Below are 26,411 nucleotides of genomic sequence, written 5' to 3' on the forward strand. Positions count from 1 at the left end.
ACCAGGAGATCACGATGGCAGAGAGCACGCACACCGGGCCCACGAAGACCGAGACGGGCACGTGGCACAAGACCGCCTGCATCCTGTGCGAGAACAATTGCGGCATACAGATCCTGACGGACCCGGCGACCAGTGGCAGCAGGTTCCTCAAGATCCGGGGCGACAAGGACCATGTGTCGACCCACGGCTACACGTGCAACAAGGCGCTGCGGCTCGACCACTATCAGAACGGCGCCGAACGGCTCAGCACGCCACTGCGGCGCGAGGCCGACGGCACGTTCACCCCCATCGACTGGGACACCGCGATCCGAGAGATCGCACAGAAGTTCGCGGCAGTGCGCGACACCCATGGTGGCGACAAGATCTTCTATTACGGTGGTGGCGGCCAAGGTAACCATCTGGGCGGCGCCTACGCGCTGCCGTTCCTGAGGCTGCTCGGTTCTCGATATCACTCGAGTGCCCTGGCCCAGGAGAAGACCGGCGAGGCCTGGGTCGATGCCCACCTCACCGGCGGTCACACGCATGGCGACTTCGAGCACGCCGAGGTGTCGGTCTTCTTCGGCAAGAACCCGTATCAGAGCCACGGGGTCTCCCGAGCCCGCACGGTTCTCAAGGAGATCTCGAAAGACCCGGAACGCAGCATGATCGTCATCGATCCGGTGCGTACCGAGACCGCCGACCTCGCCGACTTCCACCTGCAGGTGAAGCCGGGTACCGACGCATGGTGCCTGACGGCTCTCATCGCGATCCTGTTCGAGGAGAATCTCACCGACGCCGAGTTCATCGCGAACCACACGCGTGACGTCGAGGAGCTGCAGACGCACTTTCGTTCGGTCGACATCGGTGAGTACGCCGCGGTCTGCGGGATCGAGGAAGACCTCCTGCGTCGCACGGCGCGGCGGATCGGTACGGCGTCGAGTGTGTCGACCTACGAGGATCTCGGCGTCCAGCAGAACCTGAACAGCACGCTCATCTCATACCTGAACAAGTTGATCTGGTTGCTCACCGGCAATTTCGGCAAGCAGGGCGGTATGCATCCGCACTCGCTGTTCGCCCCACTTGCGAAGTACACGACCGAGTTCAAGCACACGCCCGTCACCGGAGCGCGGATGGCCGTCGGAATGGTCCCGCCCAACGTGATCGCGGAGGAGATCCTCACCGACCACCCCGACCGTTTTCGCGCCATGTTGATCGAGTCGTCGAATCCGGCTCACTCCCTGGCCGATTCGACGACCTTCCGTGCGGCTCTCGACGCACTCGAATTGGTGGTCGTGATCGATGTGGTGTTCACCGAGACGGCGCAGCACGCCGACTACGTTCTGCCCGCCGCCTCCCAGTACGAGAAGTGGGAGGCCACGTTCTTCAACTTCCACTTCCCGAAGAACTCGTTCCATCTTCGTGAACCCGTTCTGGATCCCCTTCCCGGAACGTTGCCCGAGCCGGAGATCTATGCACGGCTGATCAGAGAGCTCGGTGCGGGCAAGGAGCGCACGTTGGCGACCTTGCGCGCAGCGTTGCGGCTGGGACGTACCCCGTTCCGGTTCGCGTTCGCTGCATGCGGCCTTCTCGACAAGGACACGTTCCGATTGGCGCCCTACCTCGTCTACGAGACCCTCGGCGCGACCCTCCCGGCGCGCGACCGTTCGACAGCGGTCGTCTGGGCGCTCGCTCAGCTCACCGCCTTCGGCGCACCGAAGGCCATGAAGCGTGCGGGGCACCGTAGTGCGGATGCGCTGTACGAGGCGGTGATCGCCGGACGGTCCGGTGTCGTGTTCTCGGAGGAGTCCGAAGAGGACGCGTGGGGGTACGTCCCGCACGCGGACGCGAAGATCCCCGTTCTCATCCCGGAACTGTTGTCGATCCTCGACGACCTCGACCCGGTGAGCGCCGTGCACACGAGCAGTGAATTCCCACTGGTCCTCTCGGCCGGACAGCGTCGACAGTTCACCGCCAACACCATCTTCCACAACTCCGCTTGGCGACTGAAGGACAAGAACGGCGCTCTACGGATGGCGCCGGCTGACGCGGAGGCCCTGTCGCTGGCGGCCGGTGACATCGCGCGCGTGGTGACCAATCGCGGGGAAGCGGTGGCAGAGATCGAGATCGACGATCGGATGCAGGCAGGGCACGCCGCGCTCCCCAACGGATTCGGGCTCGCCCTCACAGATGACGGCGCGGCCTCGAGGCGCGTCGGGGTCGCCCTCAACGAGCTCACCGATGCGCAGCGCCGAGATCCGGTCGTCGGTACCCCGTGGCACAAGAACGTGCCGGCCCGGGTCGAGGCGGTCGGTAGCGGCGATGTCGCCGCGAGGTCGGACGCTCAATCGAGCCGCGTGGCGACCACGGTGAGGACGTAGTCGCACCACCGGACGGTCTCCTCCTCGAAGGCGATGCCACGCGCGAGGGTGAGAAAGTGCCCGAGACGGTCGGTCTCGGCGAGGAACTGCTCCTCGGTCCTGCCGCCGAGCAGCAGTTCCCGCGACCTCTGATACCGGCCGAGCCTGGTCACGGACGCGGCGCGGGTTGTCTGCAGATGGGAGCGCACTGCCCCGAAGTCCGCCGGTTCCATGGCCTCGACCTGGACCAGCAGCTCGTCGCGGATCGCGGTCGCCTTCGGCGGACGCGCGATGAAGTCGTGCAGTGCCCCACGCCCGGCGTCGGTCAGGGAGAACACGCGCTTGTTGGGGCGATTCGTCTGCTCGATCACGTGGCCTTCGACGAGCCCGTCGGTCTCGAGCCTGTCGAGTTCCCGGTAGAGCTGCTGAGGGGTGGCGCTCCAGAAATTGGCCACAGCGACGTCGAACGATTTCGCCAGGTCGTACCCCGACGACTCACCATCCGCGAGGGCGGCCAGAAGAGCATTCCGTAGTGCCATGGGCCAGCATCCTACGTGCTCTCGACTGCGAAATCGGCGCGGGGAGGACCGGGCTCCGCGGTCGAGAACTGTGCTCACCCCCTTCCGAAAGACCCGTCGGGATGGGCGTTCTCGGTGATCGAGACGATCACGTCCTCGGGGTCGATCCCGCAGCGGCGTCGAGCAACCCACGACTCTCGGCGGGGAGCGGTGTCCGATGAGATGGAACGTCACGAGCGGCATGTCAGGCATTGTCGTGATCAGGCATCCAGCTGCCATGGAACCCGTAAGGGATCCTCGCCGGCAGCGTTATCCGCGCGACCGGTGGACCGGTGAAGTCGGTGGCGTCCAGCACGAGCAGCTCCGAGGGAGCGTCGCCCACGCCGGAGATGAACGAGAAGAGCCAGCCGTCGTCGTCGTTCGTCTCCCCTGGTGCCGAGACGAAGGCGGCCTCACCGGGTACCTGCATGGTGCCGAATCCTCGCACCTCGTCGGTGCCCGTCCGGGTGTTGTATTTGATCAGCTCGTACCCGTCGCGACCGCCCACCCGCGGATATCCCACCGCGTAGATGTACTCGTGCGACAACCCCGTTCGCTGCATGTTGATCGTCGGGAACTCGATCGCGCGGTCGTCGAGGGCTTGCTCGGTCACGGTGCGCGCCGCCACGTCGAAGGTCCAGCGGTGCAGAAGTGCCTCGGGGAGGGGGTTGCGAGTGTCGAGTCCGCCCGGGACATGGGCGACATCGCCGCCCAGTCTGGCCCAGCTGATGTCCCAGCGATCGGGGACGACGCGGTTTGCCTCCAGCACGATGCGACCGCGCGAATCCTCGCGAGCGTTCGCCGCGTGGATGATCCAGCACGGATCGACCGGGATCCACACGATGTCGGCGCCGGTTCCGGTTCGCGGGAGGATCCCGATCCGCGCCTCGTGGTCGTCGTTCCATCTGAACGGCATTGCATTCGCGACGGTCGGATCGGCGACCACGGGGAGGTCGAAGAAGACGACGAAGTGCTCGGTGATGGCGAAGTCGTGCATCAGCGGCACCTCGGGGAGCTCGATCGCGGTGCTGCGCAGGAGTTGTCCCGATGCAGACGCGACGTGGTAGCGCAGGTGCGGTTGCTCTGGAAGGTACGAGTCGAAAAAGTGCAGCTCCCCGGTCCGTGGGTCGCATTTCGGGTGGGCGGTCATCCCGGTGGTGAGTGATCCGCCGAAGTCGTAGGGGCCGACTGTGTTCAGGTCACGATCCACCTCATAGGGCAGGCCCGCCTCCTGGATCGCGAGGATGCGCCCGTCGAATCCGATGACACTCGTGTTCGCCGCGGTGATCGCACGGTCGCGTTCTGCGTCGAAAAAGCTGTAGTCGCTCGGCATCTCCGGGGTGCGCACCCATCGATTGCGGTACCACTCGGCGCGCCCGTTTCGTATGCGGATCCCGTGCACCATGCCTTGACCCGCCCAGGCATGCCCGGGGTCCACTCCAGGGTGGGCGTTCGGGCCGTTGCGCAGGTAGAGGCCCGACAGGGTCGGGGGAAGTGAGCCGGTCACCTCGAGCGCGCGCGTGTCCACTTCTGCGGTGACGGGCTCCAGAACGCCCGTGAGGTAAAGCGGTGATGTCTCGGTCGTCATCGTGCCTGCTCCCTGTCGACTGAAATGCGTGTTGGTCAATTAATACAATAGTCAACAAAGTTAGTAGGTCAAGGGCGCAGTGCTCGGACACCTCGTTCGGTGGATTCGGCTACGTCAGCATGCGGGCTATCGCTGCCGCGGACTGACCTGCGGTGCGACCGATGACGTCGTAGTGGGTTGCGGGTCGGTCCACGTTGTAGCGGGCGATGGTGCCGCCGGCCGCGAGTTGCCCGACCAGCAGGGTGGTCAGCGCGGGGGAGACCACCGAGTCGGCGAGACCCTGCTCGATCACCACCGGTTGCCGGTAGCCCGTGGTCGGGACCGCGAGATAGGCGCGCAGGGCACGGGTGAACGTGGGGTCGGAGAGAGGCCGGCGCAACAGTTGCTGCGGGACAACGGAGGCCAGGGTTGCGCGCTCCTCGGCGATACAGCGGTCTCCTGCCGCGGCGACCGTTCGTCTCCCGAGGTCGGTCAGGTAGAAGTCGACATCGATGTCGGGACGTGAGGCCTTCAGTCCCGACAGGATGTAGGCGAAGGTCGCGGTGATGTTCGAGATCAGGCCGATCCTCGGGGTGGCGGGACCGAGCTGCGACACGACGGACTCGATGTTGGACGCCGGGGCGATCGCGACAGTCCCGCGAAAGCCCAGACCGGTGCCGTAGCTCCGCGTCAGGGCGCCTGCAGCGAGCGCGGCCCCGCCTCCCTGGGAATGTCCTACCGCCACCCATGTGCGCGACAGGGCGGGGAAGCGGGAGGCCGCCGCGCGGACGATGTCGATCACCGCGTGCGCCTCGGCGGTGGTCTCGAGGTACCGGTGTGCATCGGGGCTACCGAGGCCGATGTAGTCGGTGGACACGACGGCGGTCCCTGCGGCGAGGAGCCGGGTCAGCAGCGGCTTCGAGATCTCCACCGCGTAGGGGTCGGGGCGACCGGCCGCCAGCGTGGTGCTCATCGCGCACTGGTCACCGACTCCGACAGTGCCCTTGGCCCAGGACACCACCGGCCACCCCCCGACGGGTGCGCGGCCCGACGGTAGATAGACCTGTCCGTTCGCGATCGCCCTCCGGCCGTGCTCGTCGGTCGTCGAGTATGAGATCGCGTAGCCCGAAGCAGCGCCCGACAGGAGTTGTCTCGGCGGCAGGGCGGTGGTCGAGATCGTGGTGCCGACAGGTGTGCTCGGTGCGGAATGCGCAATGGGCGACATCACCGTGAGAGCGAGAACAGATGTCGCGACGGCGATCAGAGCGTTCGGGCCGGTTTTCACGGTCGTCAGTGTCGCATGCCATACCGTCGGACTTCTGCGCTCTCGGCGTGTTCGCGGTCGGACGTTCATGCCCACGAAAACGGTGTGTCGGCCCACCGCACCGCCATCGATGCGTCGAGCGGCGAATGTCCATGTCGTGTCGATGGACGTTGTGCTCGCGACGCTGTGCCTGGCCGTCTTCGTGACGACTCGAACGCCTCTGGTGGGGTTCCGTTCTCGTGTTCCACGCAATCGCGGCCGCGGCGACGTTCGTTGTCACGTGGCGCGTCGTCCCCGACGGCCGACTCCCGACAGTCGGCTGCACAACCGACGGCGGTGTCGTCGTTCACACCTTCGTGGACCCGAGCCATTCGGTGATGGCCGAATTGACCTCGTCGGCTTTCTGAACCATCAGCCAGTGGCCTGCCCTCACCGCGGTCACCGCGCACCCTTCGGTGGCCGCCAACCGATCTGACCAGTCTCGCGAGTGGAACATGAAGGGCTTCTTCGTGCCGTAGAGATAGAACGTCGGGTGTGCGATGACCGCACCGAGGACCGGCAGATCAGGATTGCCCAGCATCGCCTCGTATGGGTAGTTCATACCCGAATGGATCAGCGTGGGGTCGGCATGAGTACCCAACACCTTCGCCATGAGGCGGCTGACGGTGTTGCTGCCGCGGCCACCCCGACGCCATGCCGCGGCCAACGTCCGCTGGTAGCCGTTGCGGAGGATCTTGGCGGTCCTATCCAACTCGGCGTCGACCTCGGGTGAATTCGCGTCACCGACGTCGAACATGATCACTGCCGAAACTCGTTCCGGCGCATCGACTGTGAAGCGGTAGCCGAACGCGCAGCCGAAATCGTGCAGCATCAGTATCACGGGGCGGGTGGGACTGACCGCGTCGACGATGCCGGACATGGTCTCGGCGATCTCGTCGACAGAATGGCTGCGACGTGGCGCGCCGAGTTCGAACCCGGGCAGTGTGAACCGCGCGCAACGGTACGAATCCCGCAGTGCCGCCACCTGGCTCTCCCACAGGCGGAACGTGTCCGGCCATCCATGGACCATGACGATGGTCGGCGCGTCGTCGGGGCCGTCGATGTGGACGTCGATGCCATCGACTCGAATGGTGTCAATCATGAATTCATCCCTCTCGCCGATACTCTCGGTGATTCGTGATGCAACCCCTCTGTCGCGTGGCGTTCGTGTGGGCGAAGATCCCGCGAACGGCGCGCACCGATCACCAACCCGATCGCGCCGCCGGCGAACATCCCGCATGCGGCGAACAACGCCGCCAGCGCCAGCACTGAGGACCCGGGTGCGGCAACATCGTGGATGTCGTCCGCGTACGACGTGGCGCCGAAGAACCATCCGACGACGAACAGGGCGAGTCCGCTCGGCGGACCCAGCAGAAGTGCGTACAGCGCCATCCACGTCTCCCGACCTGTCGGCGCAGACGGTGCGACGGACCGACCATGAAGGGCCTGTCGACCGGAGTCGGTGGGGTGGCCGCACCACTGCTCGTCGTGTGCTGGAGTACGACGGATCATCGGCATGTCACTTTCGATGCAGCGGAGGGCGTATCTCACCGTTCGGTGTGCCACGCTTTCGGGACCCTCTGTGGCGGCGAGGTCGTGTTCAGGATCGTCGACGGCCGGTCGCTCGTGGGCGGCGCGGAGACGCTGAGACCACGAAGGGATATGGACTACACCATAGACCGTACGCAACGGCATTGCGAACATCGCCCGGGACGGCGCCGGCTCCCGTGACGGGTCGAGGCCGAACGGACTTCGCGGGCAATGCGTCTCACGTGACGACGCGTGGTCGGCGCTTTGTGCGACACTCTCCGAAGCGGCGTGGCGGCCCATCGTAGGTTGTCAAAACAGGTGTTGAGGTATGCGGTCCGGTGCCGTAACTTCTGCCCCCGTACTCAGATGCTCCTCGGACCATCACCACCATGATCCATGAAGCGAAGGACGCGATGCGGGGAGGCCACTCAAGCGGTTCGGGTTCTGCGTCAGCGGAGTTCAGGTTTTCCCAACCGGTGGTGTCCCTCCGGTCGGGAGATGTTGTCGCACGTCGACTGACGTCGGATCCAGCCGCGCGCACCGTGGAAGCCTCCGCTTCGGCGAGTGAGTGGATCGATGCTCGGGGGGACGCCCGGCTCGTGTTCGTCGTCCCGCCGATCTCGGCGCCCGACTGGGCACCACCGATCGCCGAGCAGCTCCTCACACGCCCCTCCGGTCGGTCGGCCCCCGACATCGTCGAGGTGTCGAGACCCCCGCACCCCAGGGGCGTCGGCGCGCTCGTGCGCACGGTCGGCTGGGCTCGCGACAACGGCTTGGCGATCTGCCTGGATGCATCGGGCGACCTCGACGAATCTCTCAGCCTGTTCCCGCTCCTCGCCCCGGACATCGTCAGGATCCACGCCGACATGCTCTCGGGCGGCGCCAGGAATCAGCGTGCTCTGTCGGCCGTCCGAGGCTATTGCGCCCACACCGCCGCAGAACTCCTCGTGGCCGAGATGTTCACGCAGACAGACCTGCTGCACGCCCATGTCGCTGGTGCCGTGTTCGGTCAGGGCCCCCTGTTCGGCTTGCCGGAGAGCATGTGTCCGCCGCTGTCGGCTCCCGCGCAGGGGATGCGGGATCTCGCGCCGGCTGCGCGTCGGCACCTCGAGGCGCCGTCGGACATCTTCCGCTTCGAGCAGACATACATCGCGTCGTATCAGACGGCGATCGCGAACCTGCAGTCCGTCATCGGCGGTGCCGAGGGGTGCGAGCCCGGACTGATCCTGATCAAGTCGACAAACCCGACACCTTCGTGACCCACTTCGCGCAGAACTGCGATGCCTACGTCGAGAAGCATCGGTTGTTCGGCGTCCTGGGGGCTCCCGAATGGACGGGGACAGGGGTGCGCGCCCATTCCGGCGACAACCCCTTCGAGAACGAGTTCAGCATGACTCTGCTGACCCCTGACCGTTCCATCGCCTTCGTCGCCGCCGAACGACGCAGCGTCGACGATCACCGCGGAGCGGTCTACGAATGCTGTCTGACGACCGACCGTGATCTGACCGGGGCGGTCGCGTCGACCATCGCGCGAAGGCTCTTCGCCTAGCTGACACTCCAGACGTGTGCACAGTGCACAGGGACACCTCGCCGATCGTGTCGTCGGGTCCCTGTTGTGACGGTCGTCAGTGCATCACGATGAACTCGTCCGAGAGACGGACATCGTGACACCGGGGAGTCCACGTGTTGATGACCATGCGATGGATCATCGCCATGAAGCCACTGCGCGCGAGTGGACGTGCACAGGTCGGGAGCTCGTGCGAGGCGACGTTCCGGGTACTCCCGTCCGATCTCGACATCCTGATGCACATGACCAACGGCCGGTACCTGTCGATCCTCGACGCCGCCCGTATCGCCTACATGTCCGACACCGGTCTGTGGCGTGCGCTGCGGTCTCGGCGATGGCATCCGGTCGTCGTCGCCCAGACCATCAGCTACCGCCGCCCCCTCACGGTGGGAACGCGGTATCAGGTGCGCAGCACCATGATCGGCGTCGACGACCGCAACGCCTACTTCGAGCAGGTGTTCCACGTCGGCGACCGCACGCACGCCGTCGCGGTGGTCGCGGTCCGCTATCTGGACCGCGCCGGTGACTCCGTTGCGCCCGAACGTCTTCTGGCGCTCCACGGCGACGTGGCGTTGCCCGGGTCACTCCCCGGCTGGGTCGACGCCTGGTCGGAGGCGATCCGAACGCAGGCGACAGCAGAGTCGTCGACCACCCACGCCGCGACAGGAGCACACGCATGACACGCGAGAACACCACCCTCGACGGTGGCACCGCGGTGGATCACCACGTTCTGGCCATCGTCGGCTCCGGCTTCGCCGGGATCGGCGCCGCCGTGCGTCTCGAACCTCACCACCGGGGCAGCGTGGTCATCTTCGAACGCGCCGACACCCTCGGCGGGGTGTGGCGCGACAACGACTACCCGGGTGCCGCCTGCGACGTGCAGAGCGTCCTCTACTCCTTCTCGTTCGCGCCGAGTGCGGCCTGGCGTCACGTCTTCGCCCGCCAGTCGGAGATCCGCGCCTATCTCGAACGCGTCGCCCGCGACCACGGGTTGATGCCCCGTCTCCGTACCCGATGCGCGGTCGAGTCGATCACCTGGGACACCGCGCGCTCACGGTGGATCCTGCAGACCGAGCGGGGTACTTCGACCGCCGATCACGTGGTCCTCGCCACCGGTGCACTCGCCGACCCGGCCATCCCCGACATCGCCGACCTCCACACCTTCTCCGGCCCGGTCTTCCACTCCGCGCAGTGGGACCACTCGGTGGATCTCACGAACCGGCGGGTGGCGGTCGTCGGGACCGGCGCCTCGGCCATCCAGTTCGTCCCGCAGATCCAGCCCCTGGTGTCGTCGCTGACACTCTTCCAACGCACGGCGCCCTGGGTGATGCCGCGCAACGACGCTCCCATCTCCCGGCGGACCCGCGCCGCCACCCGATGGATCCCGGGCGTGCAGAAGCTGCGCCGCGCCAAAGTGTTCACGGTCCGGGAACTGAAGCTGGCCGCGTTCCGACATCCGCGCCTGATGGCGATCGGTGAGAAAGAGGCGCGCGCGCACCTGGCGCATGCGGTCGCGGACCCTGCGCTGCGTGCGAAGCTCACCCCCGACTACCGCATGGGATGCAAGCGAATCCTCATCTCCGACAACTACTACCCGGCGCTCGCCCAACCCAACGTCGATGTAGGCACGACCGGGATCGCCCGCGCCACCGCACGCGGACTCATCGACGCCGACGGGGTGGAGCACGATGTCGACGTCATCATCTTCGGTACCGGCTTCGACACGAGTCGTTTACCGCTGACCGATGCGGTCACCGGCCCCGAGGGGTACACCCTGTCCGAGCACTGGGGTGAGAGCCAGCGCGCGTACCTGGGGACGTCGGTCGCGGGCTTCCCGAACCTGTACCTGATGCACGGACCCAACATCGGCCTGGGGCACACCTCGGTGATCATGATGCTCGAGTCGCAGATGCGCTACATCGCCGCCGCGATGACCCTGCGGGACAACCGGAACGCTGCCACCGTGGAACCGACCGTCGCGGCCGAGGACGACTTCGTCCGCGACGTGGACGATCTCACCGACGGCACCGTGTGGACCAGTGGTGGCTGTTCGAGCTGGTACCTCGACGCGACCGGCCGTAACAGCAACCTGTGGCCGGCCAGCATCGCCGGATACCGCAGGCGTGCCCAGGGATTCCGTTCCGCAGACCATCTCACCCGCACAGCAGGAGGACAGTCATGAGCCGCAGGATCTCCGTCGAGGGGAAGGTCGCCGTCATCACCGGCGGCGCATCGGGAATCGGCGCCGCGACGGCGCGGACCCTCGCCTCTAAGGGTGCGCACGTGGTGCTCGTCGATCGCGCCGACACCGTGGCGGACGCCGCACTCGACCTTGCCCGCTCGAAGGGCAACCGTCACCTCGGACTGCGCGCCGATGTCACCGACAGCGCATCGCTCACCGCTGCGATCGCCACGGTGATCGACAACTACGGATGCATCGACATCCTCGTGGCCAATGCCGGTGTGGCGGAGGCGGGAACGGTTGTGGTCACGCCGATCGACGCACTGGTGCGGACGGTCGAGGTCAACCTCATCGGCGTCATGCGGACCGTGCACGCGGCGCTGCCGCACGTGATCGACCAGCGCGGCCACATCCTGATCGTCTCGTCGGCCGCCGCGCTCAAGAACGTACCCGGTGGATCGGCCTACGCGGCATCGAAGGCGGGCGTCGAATGGTTCGGCGGATCGCTGCGACTGGAGGTGGCGCACAAGGGCGTGTCGGTGGGCGTCGCCCACCCGGCGTGGATCCGCACCCCGATGTACGACGCGCAGGACAAGATCGACGCGGTGCGCGAGGCCATCACCAAACTGCCGTGGCCCTTCAGTGTGGTCACCGAACCCGACGACTGCGCGGCCGCGTTCGTCGCGGGTATCGAGAACCGGAGTCGCAAGGTCTACGTACCGGCCGCATTGGCCGCCGTCGACAAGGTGCGGGGCGTGTTCACCGGACGCCTCTGGGACGTCGCCGTCGGTCTGCGCGCGTCGACGACGGTTCCCGCTCTGGAGCGCGAGGTGTCGGCACTCCGCGCGGCACAGAACGCATGAGCCGCCCGAACGTCGTCCTGCTGCACGGTCTCGGCGGCTCTCCCGCGACCTGGACCCGGGTCATCGACCTCCTCGGCGACTCCGTCGACACCCTCGTCCCGCATCTCGTCGGCGGCGCCTCGATCGCCGACGACGCGCTGACGGTGGCCCGACTGATTCGCCAGAACGGGACCACACCCGTGACGGTCGTCGGGCACTCACGGGGTGGCCTGGTCGCCACCGCCCTGGCCGAGCAGTTCGGATCGCTCGTCGAGCGCGTGATCCTGATCGCCACACCGGCGACCGTCGCCAGCCGCCTCACCGCGAGCAGCATCTCCGAACGCGTTCTGCGACTGCCCATGCTGGGTACCGCGATCTGGTCGGTGCTCCCGCCCGCGCGGTTGCGGCGCGGTCTGGGCACGGCATTCGCGCCGAGTACGCGGGTCCCGCAGTTCGCGGTGGACGACCTCGCCGCGCGGACGCTGCGCGAGTTCGTCGACGAGAGCAACGCCATCGACCACTACCTCGACGAGGCGACGCTCGGTGACCGGTTGGCGACGGCGTCGTGCCCGGTGGATGTGGTCTACGGACTGGCCGATCACCGGGTCGATCCGGGAGCGATGGCGATCTCGGCGTCCGGACCCGGCCGCAACGCGTACCCGCTGGCGAACGAGGGCCACGGGGCGCCGTGGTCGTCGGCAGCAGCGGTCACCGCCGTCATCCGGGGCGAGGCATCACCGGGCACGGCGATCACCGCCCCGCACCGGCCGGTCCCGACGCTACGTCCCCGACGCTGGAACCCCTTGCCCTACCCCGATCGCGCCCGCCGGACCGAGAGCGCTGTCCCGATGGGGATCCTGCGGCGGGTGGAGCTCCCGGGTCGGGGACCCGAGGACGTCCGCGTCGACTCGGTGGGTCGCATCCTCACCGGTGTCGAGGACGGTCGGATCCTGCGTGTCACCACTCATACCGACGGGCCCGCGACGATCGAGACGATCGCGCACACGGGTGGACGCCCGCTGGGCATCGCGGTCGTCGACGACGACACCCTGCTCGTCTGCGACAGCGAACGCGGCCTGCTGCAGGTCGACGTCGACAGCGGCGAGGTCACGGTACTGGTCGCCGAGATCGACGGACTGCCCGTCAATTTCGCGTCGAATGTGGTCCGCACCCCGTCGGGGAGGATCTATTTCACCACCTCCACGCGACGCTTCGGTCTCGAGGACTATCTCGCCGACCTGCTCGAACACTCGGGCACGGGGCGTCTCGTGGTCCGTGAGACCGACGGCTCGGTCCGCACCGTCGTCGATGGTCTCGACTTCGCGAACGGTGTCGCGGTCGACGACGACGAGTCGTGGATCGCGGTCGCCGAATCCGGCAGTTTCCGACTCGGCCTCCACGGTGACGGTGCCGGCGACGCTCTGATCGAGAACCTGCCGGGATTCCCCGACAACATCTCTGTCGACGGCGACCTCGTGTGGATCTCGATCGCCAACCCGCGGGATCGTCGGTTCGATGCGCTCGCATCCCTTCCCGGAGTCCTCCGACAGCTCATCTATGCACTGCCAGAAAAGCTCCGGGAGGGAACGAACACCACCTGGGTGATGGCCGTGGATCGTGACGGTCACGTGGTGCACGACCTGCAGTCGTCGACTGCGGACTACTCGATGGTGACGTCGGTGGTGCGTCGCGGCTCGCAGTTGATCCTGGGCAGCATCGCCGAATCCGCCCTGGGGGTCATCGAACTTCCTGCGCGTACCGAGGAGACGCGATGACCGCACAGCCGCTGCCCGGCCAGGTCGTCGTGATCACTGGTGGTGCGGGTGGACTCGGTGTCGCGGCCGCGCGGGTGTGCGCCGAGCGCGGCGCCGTGGTGGTGCTGCTCGACCGCGACGCCGACGCACTGGCACGGGCGGAGTCGAGCATCCCCGGACTCGGGAGCACCCACGTGCTCGACGTGACCGACCGCTCGGCCTGCGTGCGGGTGATCGACGAGGTCGTGGCCCGGCACGGACGCATCGACGTGGTGTGGGCGAACGCCGGGGTGTCGGTGTTCGGTCCCGTGGACGCGCTCGCCGACGGTGAGTGGCAGCGGGTCATCGACATCAACCTCATCGGCGCCCACAACATCGTGCGTGCCGGCCTGCGCCCGATACTCGCGTCGCGCGGCTACATCGCGATGACCTGTTCGTGGGCGTCGTTCGCCCACCAGCCCGGACACAGCGCGTACGCCGCGGCCAAGGCCGGCCTCGAGGCCTTCGCCGACTCGCTGCGTCTGGAGCTCGCGGGCACCGGCGTCGCGGTCGGTGCGTTCCACCCCGGGTGGATCGATACGGCGATGGTGACCGGGAAGCTCGAGCAGCCGGCGTTCGCGGCGTTGCTGCGAGCGCTGCCCGCCCCGTTCGGCACCGTGAGCACGGTCGACGCCATCACGCCCCACCTGGTCTCGGCGATCGAACGGCGCGTGTCGCGCATGATCTACCCTCGGGTCGGATGGGCGTTGCTCGCCGGACGCGCGGTCCTGCAGACCTCGGTGTTCACACGACGCAGCAGGACGGTCGCGCCGGAGATCCGACGTCTCAGTGAACACAGATGACGGAACGGTCGAAGGTGACACGGGTGCACGACGACACATCGGATCGCCGGGAACGCGAGGCGGCGGCGCGTATCGCCTCGCTCATCGATGACGCCGAGGTCGAGGCCGAGATCGACGGGATGGCCGCGGAGCTCACCGCGATCTACCGCGAGCGGATCCCGGTGTACGACCTCATCGCGCGCGACGAGATCGAACGGAACACCCGCGCCGTGCTCGAGATGGTGCTGCGGCAGGTGCGCAGTGACTCGCCGCAGATCAACACCGTCGAACTCACCGAACTCGCGCGTCTGTGGTCGACCCAGCAGATCCCGCTCGAGCTGGTGGCGCACAGCATCCAGGTCGGTGCACGCACACTCGCCAAGGTGATGCGCGAGCGCGCCACCGCCCGTGGGATCGGACCCGAGGTCATCGACGGTCTCCAGGACATCATGTGGGATTGGGCGACTTCGTATTCCGCGGTGATCAACACGGTGCTGCAGGAGGATGCGGTGTCCCTCGCCGCCCGCCGGAGCACCTTCCTGCGGCGACTGGTCGCGGGCGAGTTCGCGGCGTCGGCGCTCCCCGCGCGTCTGGCCGAACACGGCCTCCGGCCCGACGTGCACTACTCCGTCGCGTGCGCCGATCACGACGATCCGCGGTTCGGGTCCGATGTCCGCGCCGCGGTGCGACTCCGGTGCGCGGCGCGGGACATCCCGGTGGTCGACGCGGTGGTCGACTCCCACTACCTGGCGCTGCTCCCGCACATCCCCGACGATCTCGTCGTCGACGCGCTGATCGCCATCGGACCGGCAGAGTTTCCGGCGAACGCGGGAACGTCCTACCGCCGCGCGCGGCACACACTCGACATCGCAGCACGATTCGGACGCACCGGCATCGTGGAACTCGCCGACCTCGGTGCGCTGCCCCTCCTCGCGATCGACACCGACACCGCCGATCACCTTGCCGACGTCCACCTCGCTCCGTTGCGTGCGCGCGGTGTGGCCGGCACCGAGATCATCGACACCGTGACTGCGTTCCTGCGCAACAACTGTCGTGTCGACGAGACCGCCACGGCGCTGTTCCTGCACCGCAACACCGTGCGCAATCGCGTGAGCCGGTTCACCGACATCACCGGACTCGACCTGGATCGCACCGACGACCTGGTGCTCACCTGGTGGCTCCTAGGCCGCCAATAGGCTGACTGTGCGGAAACGGCCGTCGAGTGTGCCGGTCGTGCTGACTGTGACAAAACTCGAGTCGAGTGTGCAGACAACACAGCGCTCGCCGAAAGCGAAACGACGCACACTCGGCGAAGAGTTTCGGCACAGTCACGGTAGAACGCAACCACCCACCCGAAATACACTCATGTTCAACACTATTCACTGAATTCAACCTCCCACCCCTCGAACACGCGTGCTAGAATAGACGTACAGTCACACCGGGGGAGGGGGCAGTCCGTGAGCGATCTCGTGGCGAAATACGCTGCCCTGCAAGCTCTCGTGGCAGAGATCGCCAAGGAGACCGCAGACGCCCACGACGACGAGACCGTCGCGCAACTGGCGATCGACCACCACACCGTTGTCCGCCAATTCGAGTCCATCGGCAACCAGCGGATCCTCGAGGTCTCCGACCGCGACGCCCACCGGTCCGTGGGATGCGTGACCGTCACTGAGTTCCTGCAGACGAAACTGCGGATCACCCACCCCAAGAAACGGTTACAGGCAGTCCAGGCATTGGAACCGATGCACGCAATGACCGGTGAGAAGCTGCCACCCGTCTGCCCGAACATCGCGCGCGAGTTGGCTGCCGGAACCATCGGACCCGACCACGTCCACGCGGTACTCGACGTGTTGAAGAAGATCCCGTCAGCCGTCGATGTCGAACAGCGGAGGCGGGCGGAGGAAGTCCTCGCCGAGTTCGCGATGACGTTGACCCCGAGAGAGATCGGCGCGGCCGGCATCCGAATCCTGGCGCATCTTGATCCCGACGGCACTCTCACCGACGATCGCGATCGCGCCCGGAACCGGAAGCTGAACCTCGGTTGCCAGGACTCGCAGTTGATGTCGAAGCTGACCGCCACGTTGGATCCGATCACGCGAGCGCTGTTCGACGTCGTATTGGCGAAATGGGCGGCTCCCGGGATGAACAATCCCGACGACGATCAGTCGCCGAAGGGTGATCACGGCGATGCCGACCCGCAGTTGCTGAAGGATGCAGCTGATCGGGATTGCCGCAGCCAGTCCCAACGCAACCACGACGCCTTCAAGGCCTTGCTGGATGCGGCGGTGAACGGTGGCCTGCTCGGTGGGTCGCATCGGGGGTTGCCGCCGCAGATCATCGTCTCCATCACTGACGCTCAACTTCGTGAGCATGCCGGTGTCGCACGCACCGCCACGGGTACCGATCTCCCGATCAGTGATGTCGTGAAACTTGCCGCCGACGCCCAGACTCATCTTGCGGTGTTCAACGACGTCACAGGCGAACCCCTGTACTTCGGCCGCAATCGGCGCCTCGCGTCCCGGGCACAGCGGTTGATGGCCTTCGCCCAGTACAAGGGTTGTAGCAAAGACAATTGCACGACGCCGTTCGCGCACACCGAAATGCACCACGCCGAACGAGATTGGGCCGACGGCGGCCTCACCGACTCCACCGACATGGCACCCGCATGCGGACGCCACAACCGGGCTGTCGGACCTGAACCGTACCAATGGTCGACCGAGAAGGTCACCGACGGGCCCGACAAGGGCCGCTACGGCTGGCGACGCAACACCGACCCACCCGAGAAGCTCCGCGCCAATCATCTGCACCGCATCGACGAACTGCTGCAACGACATGCGGACATCGACGAAACACCACCGATCGATGTCGAACGCCAGCTTGCCCACCCCGCGGCCGAGCGGCTCCCGCGTGCCCCGGCTCAGCGATTCGACATCACCTGGCCACGAGACATGGTCATCGACGACGCAGCGTGACAGGCCGCTCGGGTCAAGCGAGTCGGCGGACGAGGTCGTCGACGCGCGCGGCGATGTCGTCGCGCACCAGCCGCATCCGCTCCATACCCTCGATCCCGCGGTTCGACGGTTCGTCGGTGTCCCAGTTCTCGTACCGTGGACCGTCGATCTGATCGACCGTGGCCTCGCGGCCCAGGGTGACAACGACATCCATCCGCGCCAGCAGGTCGGGGTCGATGGCCTGCGGACGCTCGGCGGTGATGTCGACACCGACCTCGAGAAGTGCCTCGGCGGACAGGCCGTTGACCGCCGACCCGGGTCTCGTCCCCGCGGAGTGGACGTCGACGGTGTCCCCGGCGACCTTGCGCATGAGCCCGGCCGCCATCTGCGACTTCCCGCCGTTCTTCACGCACACGAACAGGACACTCGGCGTCGTGCTCATCGGAACCGTTTCCGCAGTGCCAGCGACAGATACACCAGACCGACCAACACGGGCACCTCGATCAACGGACCGACGACACCGGCCAACGCCTGACCCGACGTGGCCCCGTAGGTGGCGATCGCGACGGCGATGGCGAGTTCGAAGTTGTTGCCGGCCGCGGTGAACGCCAACGTGGTGGTGCGTTCGTACCCGAGTCCGATCGCCGCGCCGAAGGCGTACCCACCGCCCCACATGACCGCGAAGTACACCAGCAGCGGCAGCGCGATGCGGACGACATCGAGTGGGTGTGAGGTGATCTGATCGCCCTGGAGCGCGAAAAGGATCACGATCGTGAACAGCAACCCGTACAGCGCCCACGGACCGATACGCGGGATGAACGCCCGCTCGTACCACTCACGCCCCTTGGTCTTCTCGCCGATTCGTCGCGAGAGGTAGCCGGCAACGAGGGGGATGCCGAGGAAGATCAGCACCGATTTCGCGATCTGCCAGGGCGAGGCCGAGATCGTGGTCTGCTCCAGGCCCAGCCACCCGGGCAGCACCGACAGGTAGAACCAGCCGAGCACCGCGAACATCACGACCTGGAACACCGAGTTGATCGCCACCAGGACCGCGGCGGCCTCGCGGTCACCGCACGCCAGATCGTTCCAGATGATGACCATCGCGATGCAGCGCGCCAGACCGACGATGATCAGCCCGGTGCGGTACTCGGGCAGGTCGGGTAGGAACAACCAGGCGAGCGCGAACATCAACGCGGGCCCCAGGATCCAGTTGAGGGCCAGCGAGCCGAGCAGCAGTTTCCGGTCGCCGGTCACCGAGTCGAGTCGGTCGTAGCGCACCTTCGCCAGAACCGGATACATCATGATCAGCAGCCCGATCGCGATCGGCAGTGAGACGCCGTCGACGGAGATGGTCGACAAGGCGTCGTCGAGGCCGGGGATGCCGCGGCCCAGGATGATGCCGCCGACCATCGCCACGCCGATCCACACCGGGAGGAAGCGGTCGAGAACCGAGAGTTTGGCGACGACCGCGGGGGAGGCCTCGACAGTGCTCATGCGGACACCGCGACTCGGCCGACGGTGTCGACGGCGGCCGACAGTTTCTCCCACGCAACGGGTATCACGCGGTAGTAGACCCAGGTGCCACGTCGTTCGCAGTCCAGGAGTCCGGCGTCGCGCAGCACCCTGAGGTGGTGGGAGATCGTCGGCTGCGACAGGTCGAAGGTGTCGGAGATGTCGCAGACGCAGGCCTCACCGTTGTCGTGGCTCGCGATGAGGCTCACCAACCGCAACCGCACGGGGTCGCCGATGGCCTTGAACATCCGCGCCAGATCGGCGGACTCGTTCTCGCTCAGCGGCGCACGGACCAGCTGCCCATCGCACCCACCGGCGCCGCCCGCCTGTTGCTTCGACATCCGTCTATATTGACGAATGTCGATGCAGCGGTCAAACCGTGACGGGGACGTCCGCGGGTCACTGTGACGCAGGGTCGCGAAGGCGGGCCTCGTGCGCTTTCACGCGGCTGGTCCGGTTGCACGGATACCATCCCGCCATGGTTCCCGAACCGCAGCACAGTTCGCCGTATCTCGACGCGGTGGTCGCCTACGCGTTCCGCGGACCGGCGCGCTATCACGTCCCCGGCCACAAGGGCGGTCCCGGAGCAGATCCCGCGCTGCGAAAGGCGATCGGGATCGATGCTCTGGCGGCCGACGTCCCCCAGGACATCCACGGCATCGACATCGGGCAGTCGCCGTCGGCGTACGAACGAGCGGAGACCCTGGCGGCCGATGCGTTCGGCGCCGCCCGATCGTTCTTCCTCACCAACGGGGCCACCCAGGGCAACCACGCCCTGTGTCTCGCCCTGGCCGGACCCGACGTGCATGTTGTCGCGCAACGTAATTCGCACGGATCGATCGTCGACGGACTGGTGCTCTCCGGAGGGATCCCGACGTTCGTCGCGCCGGAGTACGACGAGGATCTGGGCATCGCCCACTGTGTGACGCCGGAGTCACTCGACGCGGCGTTGGCCGCGGACCCCGACGCGCAGGCGGTGTTCCTGGTGTCGCCGACCTATTACGGGATGACCGCCGACATCGCCGCACTGGCCGAGGTGGCACACGCCCGCGACATCCCGCTCGTCGTCGATCAGTCGTGGGGGCCGCACTTCGGCTTCCACCCGGCTCTGCCGACGACCGCGCTCGCGTCCGGAGCCGACGCCATGCTCACCAGCACCCACAAGATCGCCGGCTCGTTGACCCAGAGCGCCATGCTGCACGTCGGGAACTCCGGCCGTGTCGACGCCGACGCACTGGCCCGGGTGTTGCGACTGCTGCGCAGCACCAGCCCGTCGTCGCTGCTGATCGCCTCCCTCGACAGTGCCCGGCGGCAACTGTCGATGCACGGCGAGCAGCTGCTGCACGAGACGCTCGAGGCGATCGAACTCGCCCACGCCAAACTGCGCACGATTCCGGGTATCGACCTGGTGGACCAGCGACTCATCGGGCGGATGGGGGTGCACGCCTACGATCCGCTGCGCATCGTGCTCGACGTCCGCGGAACCGGTTGCACCGGTTACGAGATCGCCGATGAACTGCGACGGAGCTACGACGTCCACGTCGAGCTGCCGATGCAGGCGACCATCGTGCTGGTGGTGGGACTCGGCGACTCGGCACCCGCACTGCGGCGACTGGCCGGCGACATCGAGGAGGCGGTCACCCGTCTGGCTCGGCCGGGCGTGACGACCCGCCCCCTGTCGGCGGGGACGGGGATCTTCGGTCACGGGTTGTCGGTCTCGCCGCGCGCCGCGTTCCTGGGGGCGTCGGAGCGGGTCGCGATCGCCGACGCCGTCGGCCGCATCTCCTGCGAGGCGGTCGCCGCGTACCCGCCGGGGGTGCCGACGCTCCTACCCGGTGAGGAGATCACCGCCGACGCCGTGACCTACCTCCAGCAGGTGGTCGACGGCGGAGCACGCCTGCACGGCGCGAGCGATCCGGGCTTCGCGACCGTCGTCGTGCTCCGCTCGGACCGGACCTAGTCCCGCGCGTCGTTGAGCGCGGCGTTGAACGTCGGGCTCGGACGCATCACCTCGGCGGTCTTGTCCCAGTCGGGGTAGTAGTAGCCGCCGATGTCGACCTGCTCGCCCTGGACCTTCGCCATCTCCTCGACGATGGTGTCCTCGTTGCTCTTCAGCGTCTCGGCGAGCTCACCGAAGTGCTTGGCCAGGCCTTCGTCCTCGGTCTGCGCGGCGAGTTCCTGCGCCCAGTAGAGCGCGAGATAGAAGTGGCTGCCGCGATTGTCCAGTTCTCCGGTCTTGCGGGAGGGACCCTTGTCGTCTTCGAGCAGCCGACCGGTTGCGGAGTCGAGCGCCTTGCCGAGGATCGTCGCGCGCCTGTCGCCGGTCTTCTTGCCGAGATCCTCGAGGCTGACCGCCAACGCGAGGTACTCGCCCAGCGAGTCCCACCGCAGGTGGTTCTCCTCGAGCAGCTGCTTGACGTGCTTGGGGGCGGAGCCACCCGCGCCCGTCTCGTACAGCCCGCCGCCGGCCATGAGCGGCACGATCGACAGCATCTTCGCGCTGGTGCCCAGCTCGAGGATGGGGAACAGGTCGGTCAGGTAGTCGCGCAGGATGTTGCCGGTCGCGGAGATGGTGTCGAGTCCGCGGATCAGGCGCTCCATCGTGTACCGGATGGCGCGTACCTGCGACATGATCTGGATGTCGAGCCCGTCGGTGTCCTCCTCGGCGAGGTACGTGCGGACCTTGGTGATCAGCTCGTTCTCGTGCGGGCGGTACGGGTCGAGCCAGAACACGACCGGCATGCCCGAGTCGCGCGCCCGCGTGACGGCCAGCTTCACCCAGTCGCGGATCGGGGCGTCCTTCACGATGCACAGTCGCCAGATGTCGCCCTCTTCGACGGTCTGGGTGAGCAGCACCTCGCCGGTCGCGTTGTCGACGATGTCGGCGACACCGGCCGCGGGGACCTCGAAGGTCTTGTCGTGTGAGCCGTACTCCTCGGCCTTCTGCGCCATGAGGCCGACGTTGGGGACGGTGCCCATGGTGGTGGGATCGAACTGTCCGTTGGTCTTACAGAAGTTGACCATCTCCTGGTAGATCCGGGAGAACGTCGACTCGGGGTTGACGGCCTTGGTGTCCTTCTGGCGGCCGTCGGCGCCGTACATCTTGCCGCCGGAACGGATCATCGCCGGCATCGACGCGTCGACGATGACGTCGCTGGGGGAGTGGAAGTTCGTGATGCCGCGCGCCGAGTCGACCATCGCCAACTCGGGGCGGTGCTCGTGGCACTTGTGCAGGTCGTCGACGATCTCCTCGCGCTTGGTCGCGGGCAGCGAGTCGATCTTGCTGTACAGATCCGACAGACCGTTGTTGACGTTGACGCCGAGTTCGTCGAACAGCTCGCCGTGCTTGGCGAACGCCTCCTTGTAGAACACGCGCACCGCGTGGCCGAACACGATGGGGTGCGAGACCCGCATCATCGTCGCCTTGACGTGCAGCGAGAACATGACGCCGGTCTCGTAGGCGTCCTGCATCTGCTCCTCGTAGAACTCGATGAGCGCCTTCTTCGACATGTACATGCTGTCGATGACGTCGCCGTCGGTGAGCGAGACCTTCGGCTTGAGCACGTGGGTCTCGCCGTCGGCGGTGGTGAGTTCCATGCGGACCTCGCGGTCGCCGTCGACGGTCATCGACTTCTCACCGTGGTAGAAGTCGCCTTCTTCCATGTGCGCGACGTGGGTGCGCGACGCCATCGACCACGTGCCCATGCTGTGCGGATGCTTGCGCGCGTACTCCTTGACCGCCTTGGGTGCGCGTCGGTCGGAATTACCCTCGCGCAGAACGGGGTTCACCGCGCTGCCCAGGCACTTGGTGTACTTGTCGCGGATCGCTGCTTCCTCGTCGTTCTTGGGGTTGCCGGGGTACTCGGGGAGGTCGTACCCCTTGTCCTGCAACTCTTTGATCGCGGCGCGCAGCTGGGGAACCGAGGCGCTGATGTTCGGGAGCTTGATGATGTTGGTCTCGGGCAACTGCGTCAGCCGACCCAGCTCGCCCAGGTTGTCGGGCACCCGCTGATCCTCGGGCAGCGTGTCGCTGAACTCGGCGAGGATTCGGCTCGCCACCGAGATGTCGCTCGAGGTGACCGAGATGTCGGCCGCATCGGCGAAGGCGCGCACCACAGGCAGGAATGCGTGTGTCGCCAGCATGGGCGCCTCGTCGGTGAGGGTGTAGATGATGGTCGGCTGCTTCGCGTTCATGTTTCGCCTTCGCCTCGTAGTACGTGGACTGTTCCGGGGGTCTGCCCGTGTCCGCCTACACCAGTATCACGGACGCGCCCTGCTGCCGAGCGATGGCTCGGTCGCGCGGAGGGTCAGCCCTCGTGCGGGGGCCGTGTGAGCAGCCCACGGAGCACCTCGCCGAGCAGGGTGGCCGGCACCGCCTCGTCGTCGGCGAGGGCCTCGACCGAGAGCCCGTTGGTGAGGGCGAGGATCACCAACGCCATCTGGTCGACCGGGATCTCGAGCCGTACCGAGGTCTGGGCCAGCGCGAACTCGACGCGCTCGGTGATCTGCGCGCGTACCGCCCGGCGGTGCTCGGCGAACGCGGCGCGACGCTGCGGGTCGCGCATGGCCCGCACCCAGTACTCGAAGAACAGCATCTGCCACTCACGGTTGCGGCCGATCGACGCGGTCAGGCGGGCGCCGAGTTCGGCGATCGCGGCGTCGACGGTCGGGGGCAGGTCGGCCAGCACCGCGACCGCGAGATCGGTGCGGGAGTCGATCTGCTGGTGCAGCAGCGCGTAGAAGAGGTCGTCCTTGCCGCCGAAGTTCGAGTAGACGGCGCCCTTGGTGAAACCCGCCGCCTCGGCGATCGCGTCGACGCGTGCGTCGGCGAAGCCCTTCGCCGCGAACTCGTCGCTCGCGGCGTCGAGGATCCGCGTGCGCACGTTGTCGCGTGACGGGCGCACCGGCACCGTTCTGTTCCTCGACATGGGGTGACACTATCGGCCCCATTCGATACTGTCGGTATCCGATACCGAAAGTATTGACACGTGCGCCGCCTGAGATCAGGAGAACCCATGACCCACTTCGACGTCCTCATCGTCAACGGAACCGTGTTCAGCGGAGACGACACCGACCCGGTACGCGCCGACGTCGGCATCTCCGGCGACACCGTGACCGCGATCGACGATCTGTCGGCGGCGACGGCGTCGCGGACCATCGACGCCGACGGCAAGTGGGTGATCCCGGGCATCCTCGACGTGCACACCCACTACGACGCCGAGGTGCTGGGCAACCCCGGACTGGGAGAGTCGACCCGACACGGGGTGACGACCGTCGTGATGGGCAACTGCTCGCTGTCGACGGTGCACGGTGAACCCGACGACATCGCCGACTGCTTCGCGCGCGTCGAGGCGCTTCCCTGGGACGTGGTCGCGGGAGCGGTCAAAGAGCACAAGGTGTGGCACGACGCGGGTAGCTACATCGACCACATCGACTCCCTCCCGCTGGGAGCCAACGTTGCGGCCTTCATCGGCCACTCCGACATCCGCACCACCGTGATGGGGATGGACCGATCGACACGCGAGGCGGCGACGGCCGCCGAGATCGAGCAGATGAGCGCTCTGGTGGCCGACGCCCTCGACGAGGGATTCGTCGGGCTGTCGACCATCCGCAGTTCGTTCTCCAAGCTCGAGGGAACCCGATGGCCGGCGCGCCAACTGCCGTCGACGTTCGGCACCTGGCGCGAGTTCCGCCGTCTCAACCGCGAGGTCCGCTCGCGCGGACGCGTGCACCAGAGCACCCCCAACCTCACGCGCCGCCTGGAGATCGCGAAGTACTTCGCGCAGTCGATCCCGTTCCGCGGGCGCCCGGCGATGCGCACGAGCCTCATCTCCGCAGCCGACATCAAGGCCGACCGCACGGTCATCAAGGCCGCCACCATCAGCGCGCGGATCATCAACCGCGTGTTCGGAGGCGACTTCCGCTGGCAGCACCTGCCGGTGCCCTTCGAGGTGTACGCCGACGGTGTCGACCTCGTGGTGTTCGAGGAATTCGGTTCGGGCACCCTCGCTCTCGACATCCGTGACGTCATGGAACGCACCGAGCTCCTCCAGGACGAGAGCTATCGACGGGCGTTCCGCAAGGACATCGGCAAGCGGTTCGGTCAGCGTGTGTGGCACCGCGACCTCGGCGACGCCTTCATCGTGGGATGCCCCGACGCCTCGGTGGTGGGCCGGTCGTTCGCCGACGTCGCCGCCGATCGCGGGATCGACCCCGCCGATGCCCTGCTCGATCTCGCCGTCGAACACGGCGCCGACCTGCGGTGGCGGACGGTGATCGCCAACGACCGCGACGACGAACTCGACTCGATCGCGCGCAGCGACGAGGTCCAGGTCGGCTTCTCCGATTCCGGGGCGCATCTGCGGAACATGGCGTTCTACAACTTCGGCGTCCGCTTCCTCGAGCGTTGCCACGAGCGCGGATTCATGCCGGTCCACTCGGCGGTGCATCGGCTCACCGGCGAGCTCGCCGACTGGTACGGGCTCGACGCCGGTCACCTGCAGGTCGGGAGGCGGGCCGATGTCGCGGTGATCGATCCCGCCGGTTTCGACGGCTCGTCGGCGCAGTACGCCGAGGCCGAACTCCCGGGGACGGGGGTGTCGCGGATGGTCAACCGCAACGACGCCGCCGTGGCGGCGACCGTCGTCGGTGGTCAGATCGTGGCCGAATACGGGGCGCTCACCCCGGTGACCGATCGCGCCGGTCGTTTCCTGCGGGCGCGCACACGCTGACGTACCCCTGCGGTCAGTCGGGGCGGGGGACGTCGGTCTCCCAGCGGGCGCGCCGTTCGTCGAGCATCTGGTCCCACCATGGTGTGCCGCGCTCGCCCAGGGCGATCTTCGCCGCCTGCACACCGGCCCGCGACTCCGGCGCCCCGTCGGTGCGTCTCACCTCGCGGCGCCACGCCATGAGGATCGACCGCAGCTCGGCGTCACGGTCGGCGGGGATCTCGGGATCGGTCGCCCGCCACCGACGCCCCTTCACCACGATGTAGCGCCCGTCGTCGGTGCGTTCCGGTCCGTCGCTCATGGGCCCACGGTGCCATGTTTGCTTCCGGGTGGGTCGAACCGTCCCGGCGACGGTCGGTGCAGCCCTAGGGTGACGGGGTCCCTACCCCGTTCCACCACAGGCATTTTGACCACCAGGAGAATCAGCATGAGCGACAGCGTCTACCGCATCACCGAGATCGTCGGATCGTCGGAGAGCAGCATCGACGACGCCATCAAGGGCGCCATCGCGCGGGCGAACAAGACCGTCCGCAACCTCGAGTGGTTCGAGGTCGTCGAGACCCGTGGTCACATCGAGAACGGCCAGGTCGCCCATTTCCAGGTGACCCTGAAGGTGGGCTTCCGACTGGCCGAGGACGGCGAATGATCTGACGAGGCGGCATCGCATGCGATTCTTCCCGCTCAGCGGGAAGAATCGCATCGCCGGTGAATCGACTGTCACGCATAGGGTCAGCGTGGGCGCAACCCTGTCGGACTAGACG

General features: G+C 67.0%; 23 protein-coding genes. 13 read left to right on the forward strand and 10 right to left on the reverse strand.

What is annotated here, in order from left to right; genetic code table 11:
- Positions 1–14: 14 nt before the first annotated feature.
- Complete coding sequence (locus tag ASG12_RS06680) at positions 15–2,357, forward strand: molybdopterin-dependent oxidoreductase (RefSeq protein WP_055787847.1); 2,343 nt, start codon at positions 15–17, stop codon at positions 2,355–2,357.
- On the opposite strand, the gene ASG12_RS06685 is transcribed toward ASG12_RS06680, so the two are convergent.
- The 4 genes from ASG12_RS06685 to ASG12_RS06700 form a co-directional block, all read right to left on the reverse strand.
- Positions 2,321–2,875: a PadR family transcriptional regulator gene (locus ASG12_RS06685; RefSeq protein ID WP_055786614.1), complete on the reverse strand. Its 555-nt coding sequence runs from the start codon at positions 2,873–2,875 to the stop codon at positions 2,321–2,323. The genes ASG12_RS06680 and ASG12_RS06685 overlap by 37 nt on opposite strands.
- Positions 2,876–3,098: 223 nt before the next feature.
- The gene (locus ASG12_RS06690) at positions 3,099–4,481 is read right to left on the reverse strand and encodes a carotenoid oxygenase family protein (protein ID WP_055786615.1); all 1,383 of its coding nucleotides are present in this window, start codon (positions 4,479–4,481) and stop codon (positions 3,099–3,101) included.
- A gap of 109 nt (positions 4,482–4,590) precedes the next feature.
- Positions 4,591–5,745: an alpha/beta fold hydrolase gene (locus tag ASG12_RS06695; protein ID WP_055786618.1), complete on the reverse strand. Its 1,155-nt coding sequence runs from the start codon at positions 5,743–5,745 to the stop codon at positions 4,591–4,593.
- A 325-nt stretch (positions 5,746–6,070) separates the two neighbouring features.
- Positions 6,071–7,003, reverse strand: a complete 933-nt coding sequence (locus ASG12_RS06700; RefSeq protein ID WP_162243404.1) for an alpha/beta fold hydrolase — start codon at positions 7,001–7,003, stop codon at positions 6,071–6,073.
- An 889-nt stretch (positions 7,004–7,892) separates the two neighbouring features.
- Here ASG12_RS06700 and ASG12_RS06710 point away from each other — a divergent pair.
- From ASG12_RS06710 to ASG12_RS06750, 9 genes are all read left to right on the forward strand, one after another.
- A complete protein-coding gene (locus ASG12_RS06710; protein WP_055786626.1) occupies positions 7,893–8,552 on the forward strand; it encodes an EAL domain-containing protein in 660 nt (219 codons plus the stop codon).
- Positions 8,549–8,842 (forward strand): hypothetical protein, encoded by a 294-nt coding sequence (locus tag ASG12_RS06715; RefSeq protein ID WP_055786629.1) that lies wholly within the window; start codon positions 8,549–8,551, stop codon positions 8,840–8,842. Before ASG12_RS06710 ends, ASG12_RS06715 begins: the two co-directional genes overlap by 4 nt.
- Before the next feature lie 140 nt (positions 8,843–8,982).
- Positions 8,983–9,540 carry a thioesterase family protein gene (locus ASG12_RS06720; protein WP_156377945.1) on the forward strand — a complete coding sequence of 186 codons (558 nt, stop codon included), beginning with the start codon at positions 8,983–8,985 and terminating at the stop codon, positions 9,538–9,540.
- Positions 9,537–11,042 carry a flavin-containing monooxygenase gene (locus ASG12_RS06725; protein ID WP_055786635.1) on the forward strand — a complete coding sequence of 502 codons (1,506 nt, stop codon included), beginning with the start codon at positions 9,537–9,539 and terminating at the stop codon, positions 11,040–11,042. Before ASG12_RS06720 ends, ASG12_RS06725 begins: the two co-directional genes overlap by 4 nt.
- Entirely contained in the window at positions 11,039–11,905 is an 867-nt protein-coding gene (locus ASG12_RS06730; protein WP_055786638.1) for a short-chain dehydrogenase/reductase, read from the forward strand. The genes ASG12_RS06725 and ASG12_RS06730 overlap by 4 nt, the downstream gene beginning before the upstream one ends.
- Positions 11,902–13,659 (forward strand): alpha/beta fold hydrolase, encoded by a 1,758-nt coding sequence (locus tag ASG12_RS06735; RefSeq protein ID WP_055786640.1) that lies wholly within the window; start codon positions 11,902–11,904, stop codon positions 13,657–13,659. The genes ASG12_RS06730 and ASG12_RS06735 overlap by 4 nt, the downstream gene beginning before the upstream one ends.
- Positions 13,656–14,480 (forward strand): SDR family NAD(P)-dependent oxidoreductase, encoded by an 825-nt coding sequence (locus tag ASG12_RS06740; RefSeq protein WP_055786643.1) that lies wholly within the window; start codon positions 13,656–13,658, stop codon positions 14,478–14,480. The genes ASG12_RS06735 and ASG12_RS06740 overlap by 4 nt, the downstream gene beginning before the upstream one ends.
- Positions 14,481–14,503: 23 nt before the next feature.
- The gene (locus tag ASG12_RS06745; RefSeq protein WP_162243405.1) at positions 14,504–15,655 is read left to right on the forward strand and encodes a PucR family transcriptional regulator; all 1,152 of its coding nucleotides are present in this window, start codon (positions 14,504–14,506) and stop codon (positions 15,653–15,655) included.
- 261 nt (positions 15,656–15,916) lie between these two features.
- A complete protein-coding gene (locus ASG12_RS06750; RefSeq protein ID WP_162243406.1) occupies positions 15,917–17,431 on the forward strand; it encodes an HNH endonuclease signature motif containing protein in 1,515 nt (504 codons plus the stop codon).
- Between the two features lie 13 nt (positions 17,432–17,444).
- Here the strand turns inward: ASG12_RS06750 and ASG12_RS06755 are convergent, their stop codons facing one another.
- From ASG12_RS06755 to ASG12_RS06765, 3 genes are read right to left on the reverse strand one after another with little or no spacing between them, the layout of a single operon-like run.
- A complete protein-coding gene (locus tag ASG12_RS06755; RefSeq protein WP_055786652.1) occupies positions 17,445–17,852 on the reverse strand; it encodes an arsenate-mycothiol transferase ArsC in 408 nt (135 codons plus the stop codon).
- Positions 17,849–18,904 carry an ACR3 family arsenite efflux transporter gene (gene arsB, locus ASG12_RS06760; RefSeq protein WP_055786655.1) on the reverse strand — a complete coding sequence of 352 codons (1,056 nt, stop codon included), beginning with the start codon at positions 18,902–18,904 and terminating at the stop codon, positions 17,849–17,851. The genes ASG12_RS06755 and arsB overlap by 4 nt, the downstream gene beginning before the upstream one ends.
- Entirely contained in the window at positions 18,901–19,263 is a 363-nt protein-coding gene (locus tag ASG12_RS06765) for an ArsR/SmtB family transcription factor (protein WP_055786658.1), read from the reverse strand. The genes arsB and ASG12_RS06765 overlap by 4 nt, the downstream gene beginning before the upstream one ends.
- Positions 19,264–19,400: 137 nt before the next feature.
- On the opposite strand from ASG12_RS06765, the gene ASG12_RS06770 reads away from it, so the two are divergent.
- Positions 19,401–20,882, forward strand: a complete 1,482-nt coding sequence (locus tag ASG12_RS06770) for an aminotransferase class I/II-fold pyridoxal phosphate-dependent enzyme (RefSeq protein ID WP_055786660.1) — start codon at positions 19,401–19,403, stop codon at positions 20,880–20,882.
- On the opposite strand, the gene ASG12_RS06775 is transcribed toward ASG12_RS06770, so the two are convergent.
- Together ASG12_RS06775 and ASG12_RS06780 are read right to left on the reverse strand one after the other, a co-directional pair.
- A complete protein-coding gene (locus tag ASG12_RS06775) occupies positions 20,879–23,116 on the reverse strand; it encodes an NADP-dependent isocitrate dehydrogenase (protein ID WP_055786663.1) in 2,238 nt (745 codons plus the stop codon). The genes ASG12_RS06770 and ASG12_RS06775 overlap by 4 nt on opposite strands.
- A gap of 113 nt (positions 23,117–23,229) precedes the next feature.
- Positions 23,230–23,850: a TetR/AcrR family transcriptional regulator gene (locus ASG12_RS06780; protein ID WP_082501694.1), complete on the reverse strand. Its 621-nt coding sequence runs from the start codon at positions 23,848–23,850 to the stop codon at positions 23,230–23,232.
- An 87-nt stretch (positions 23,851–23,937) separates the two neighbouring features.
- Here ASG12_RS06780 and ASG12_RS06785 point away from each other — a divergent pair, with 87 nt between their 5' ends.
- Positions 23,938–25,653 (forward strand): N-acyl-D-amino-acid deacylase family protein, encoded by a 1,716-nt coding sequence (locus tag ASG12_RS06785; protein WP_055786668.1) that lies wholly within the window; start codon positions 23,938–23,940, stop codon positions 25,651–25,653.
- A 13-nt stretch (positions 25,654–25,666) separates the two neighbouring features.
- On the opposite strand, the gene ASG12_RS06790 is transcribed toward ASG12_RS06785, so the two are convergent.
- The gene (locus ASG12_RS06790; RefSeq protein WP_055786671.1) at positions 25,667–25,951 is read right to left on the reverse strand and encodes a hypothetical protein; all 285 of its coding nucleotides are present in this window, start codon (positions 25,949–25,951) and stop codon (positions 25,667–25,669) included.
- A 126-nt stretch (positions 25,952–26,077) separates the two neighbouring features.
- Here ASG12_RS06790 and ASG12_RS06795 point away from each other — a divergent pair, with 126 nt between their 5' ends.
- A complete protein-coding gene (locus ASG12_RS06795) occupies positions 26,078–26,296 on the forward strand; it encodes a dodecin (RefSeq protein WP_045824212.1) in 219 nt (72 codons plus the stop codon).
- Positions 26,297–26,411 lie beyond the last annotated feature (115 nt).

Source organism: Williamsia sp. Leaf354, from assembly GCF_001424365.1.
Classification (GTDB): domain Bacteria; phylum Actinomycetota; class Actinomycetes; order Mycobacteriales; family Mycobacteriaceae; genus Williamsia_A.

Excerpts from the sequence above, each read along its gene's own strand:
- ASG12_RS06680 (WP_055787847.1), top strand. The coding sequence starts at position 15 with ATGGCAGAGAGCACGCACACCGGGCCCACGAAGACCGAGACGGGCACG.
- ASG12_RS06685 (WP_055786614.1), bottom strand. The coding sequence starts at position 2,875 with ATGGCACTACGGAATGCTCTTCTGGCCGCCCTCGCGGATGGTGAGTCG.
- ASG12_RS06690 (WP_055786615.1), bottom strand. The coding sequence starts at position 4,481 with ATGACGACCGAGACATCACCGCTTTACCTCACGGGCGTTCTGGAGCCC.
- ASG12_RS06700 (WP_162243404.1), bottom strand. The coding sequence starts at position 7,003 with ATGCGGGATGTTCGCCGGCGGCGCGATCGGGTTGGTGATCGGTGCGCG.
- ASG12_RS06720 (WP_156377945.1), top strand. The coding sequence starts at position 8,983 with ATGACCATGCGATGGATCATCGCCATGAAGCCACTGCGCGCGAGTGGA.
- ASG12_RS06725 (WP_055786635.1), top strand. The coding sequence starts at position 9,537 with ATGACACGCGAGAACACCACCCTCGACGGTGGCACCGCGGTGGATCAC.
- ASG12_RS06730 (WP_055786638.1), top strand. The coding sequence starts at position 11,039 with ATGAGCCGCAGGATCTCCGTCGAGGGGAAGGTCGCCGTCATCACCGGC.
- ASG12_RS06735 (WP_055786640.1), top strand. The coding sequence starts at position 11,902 with ATGAGCCGCCCGAACGTCGTCCTGCTGCACGGTCTCGGCGGCTCTCCC.
- ASG12_RS06740 (WP_055786643.1), top strand. The coding sequence starts at position 13,656 with ATGACCGCACAGCCGCTGCCCGGCCAGGTCGTCGTGATCACTGGTGGT.
- ASG12_RS06755 (WP_055786652.1), bottom strand. The coding sequence starts at position 17,852 with ATGAGCACGACGCCGAGTGTCCTGTTCGTGTGCGTGAAGAACGGCGGG.
- arsB (WP_055786655.1), bottom strand. The coding sequence starts at position 18,904 with ATGAGCACTGTCGAGGCCTCCCCCGCGGTCGTCGCCAAACTCTCGGTT.
- ASG12_RS06765 (WP_055786658.1), bottom strand. The coding sequence starts at position 19,263 with ATGTCGAAGCAACAGGCGGGCGGCGCCGGTGGGTGCGATGGGCAGCTG.
- ASG12_RS06770 (WP_055786660.1), top strand. The coding sequence starts at position 19,401 with ATGGTTCCCGAACCGCAGCACAGTTCGCCGTATCTCGACGCGGTGGTC.
- ASG12_RS06775 (WP_055786663.1), bottom strand. The coding sequence starts at position 23,116 with ATGAACGCGAAGCAGCCGACCATCATCTACACCCTCACCGACGAGGCG.
- ASG12_RS06780 (WP_082501694.1), bottom strand. The coding sequence starts at position 23,850 with ATGTCGAGGAACAGAACGGTGCCGGTGCGCCCGTCACGCGACAACGTG.
- ASG12_RS06785 (WP_055786668.1), top strand. The coding sequence starts at position 23,938 with ATGACCCACTTCGACGTCCTCATCGTCAACGGAACCGTGTTCAGCGGA.
- ASG12_RS06790 (WP_055786671.1), bottom strand. The coding sequence starts at position 25,951 with ATGAGCGACGGACCGGAACGCACCGACGACGGGCGCTACATCGTGGTG.
- ASG12_RS06795 (WP_045824212.1), top strand. The coding sequence starts at position 26,078 with ATGAGCGACAGCGTCTACCGCATCACCGAGATCGTCGGATCGTCGGAG.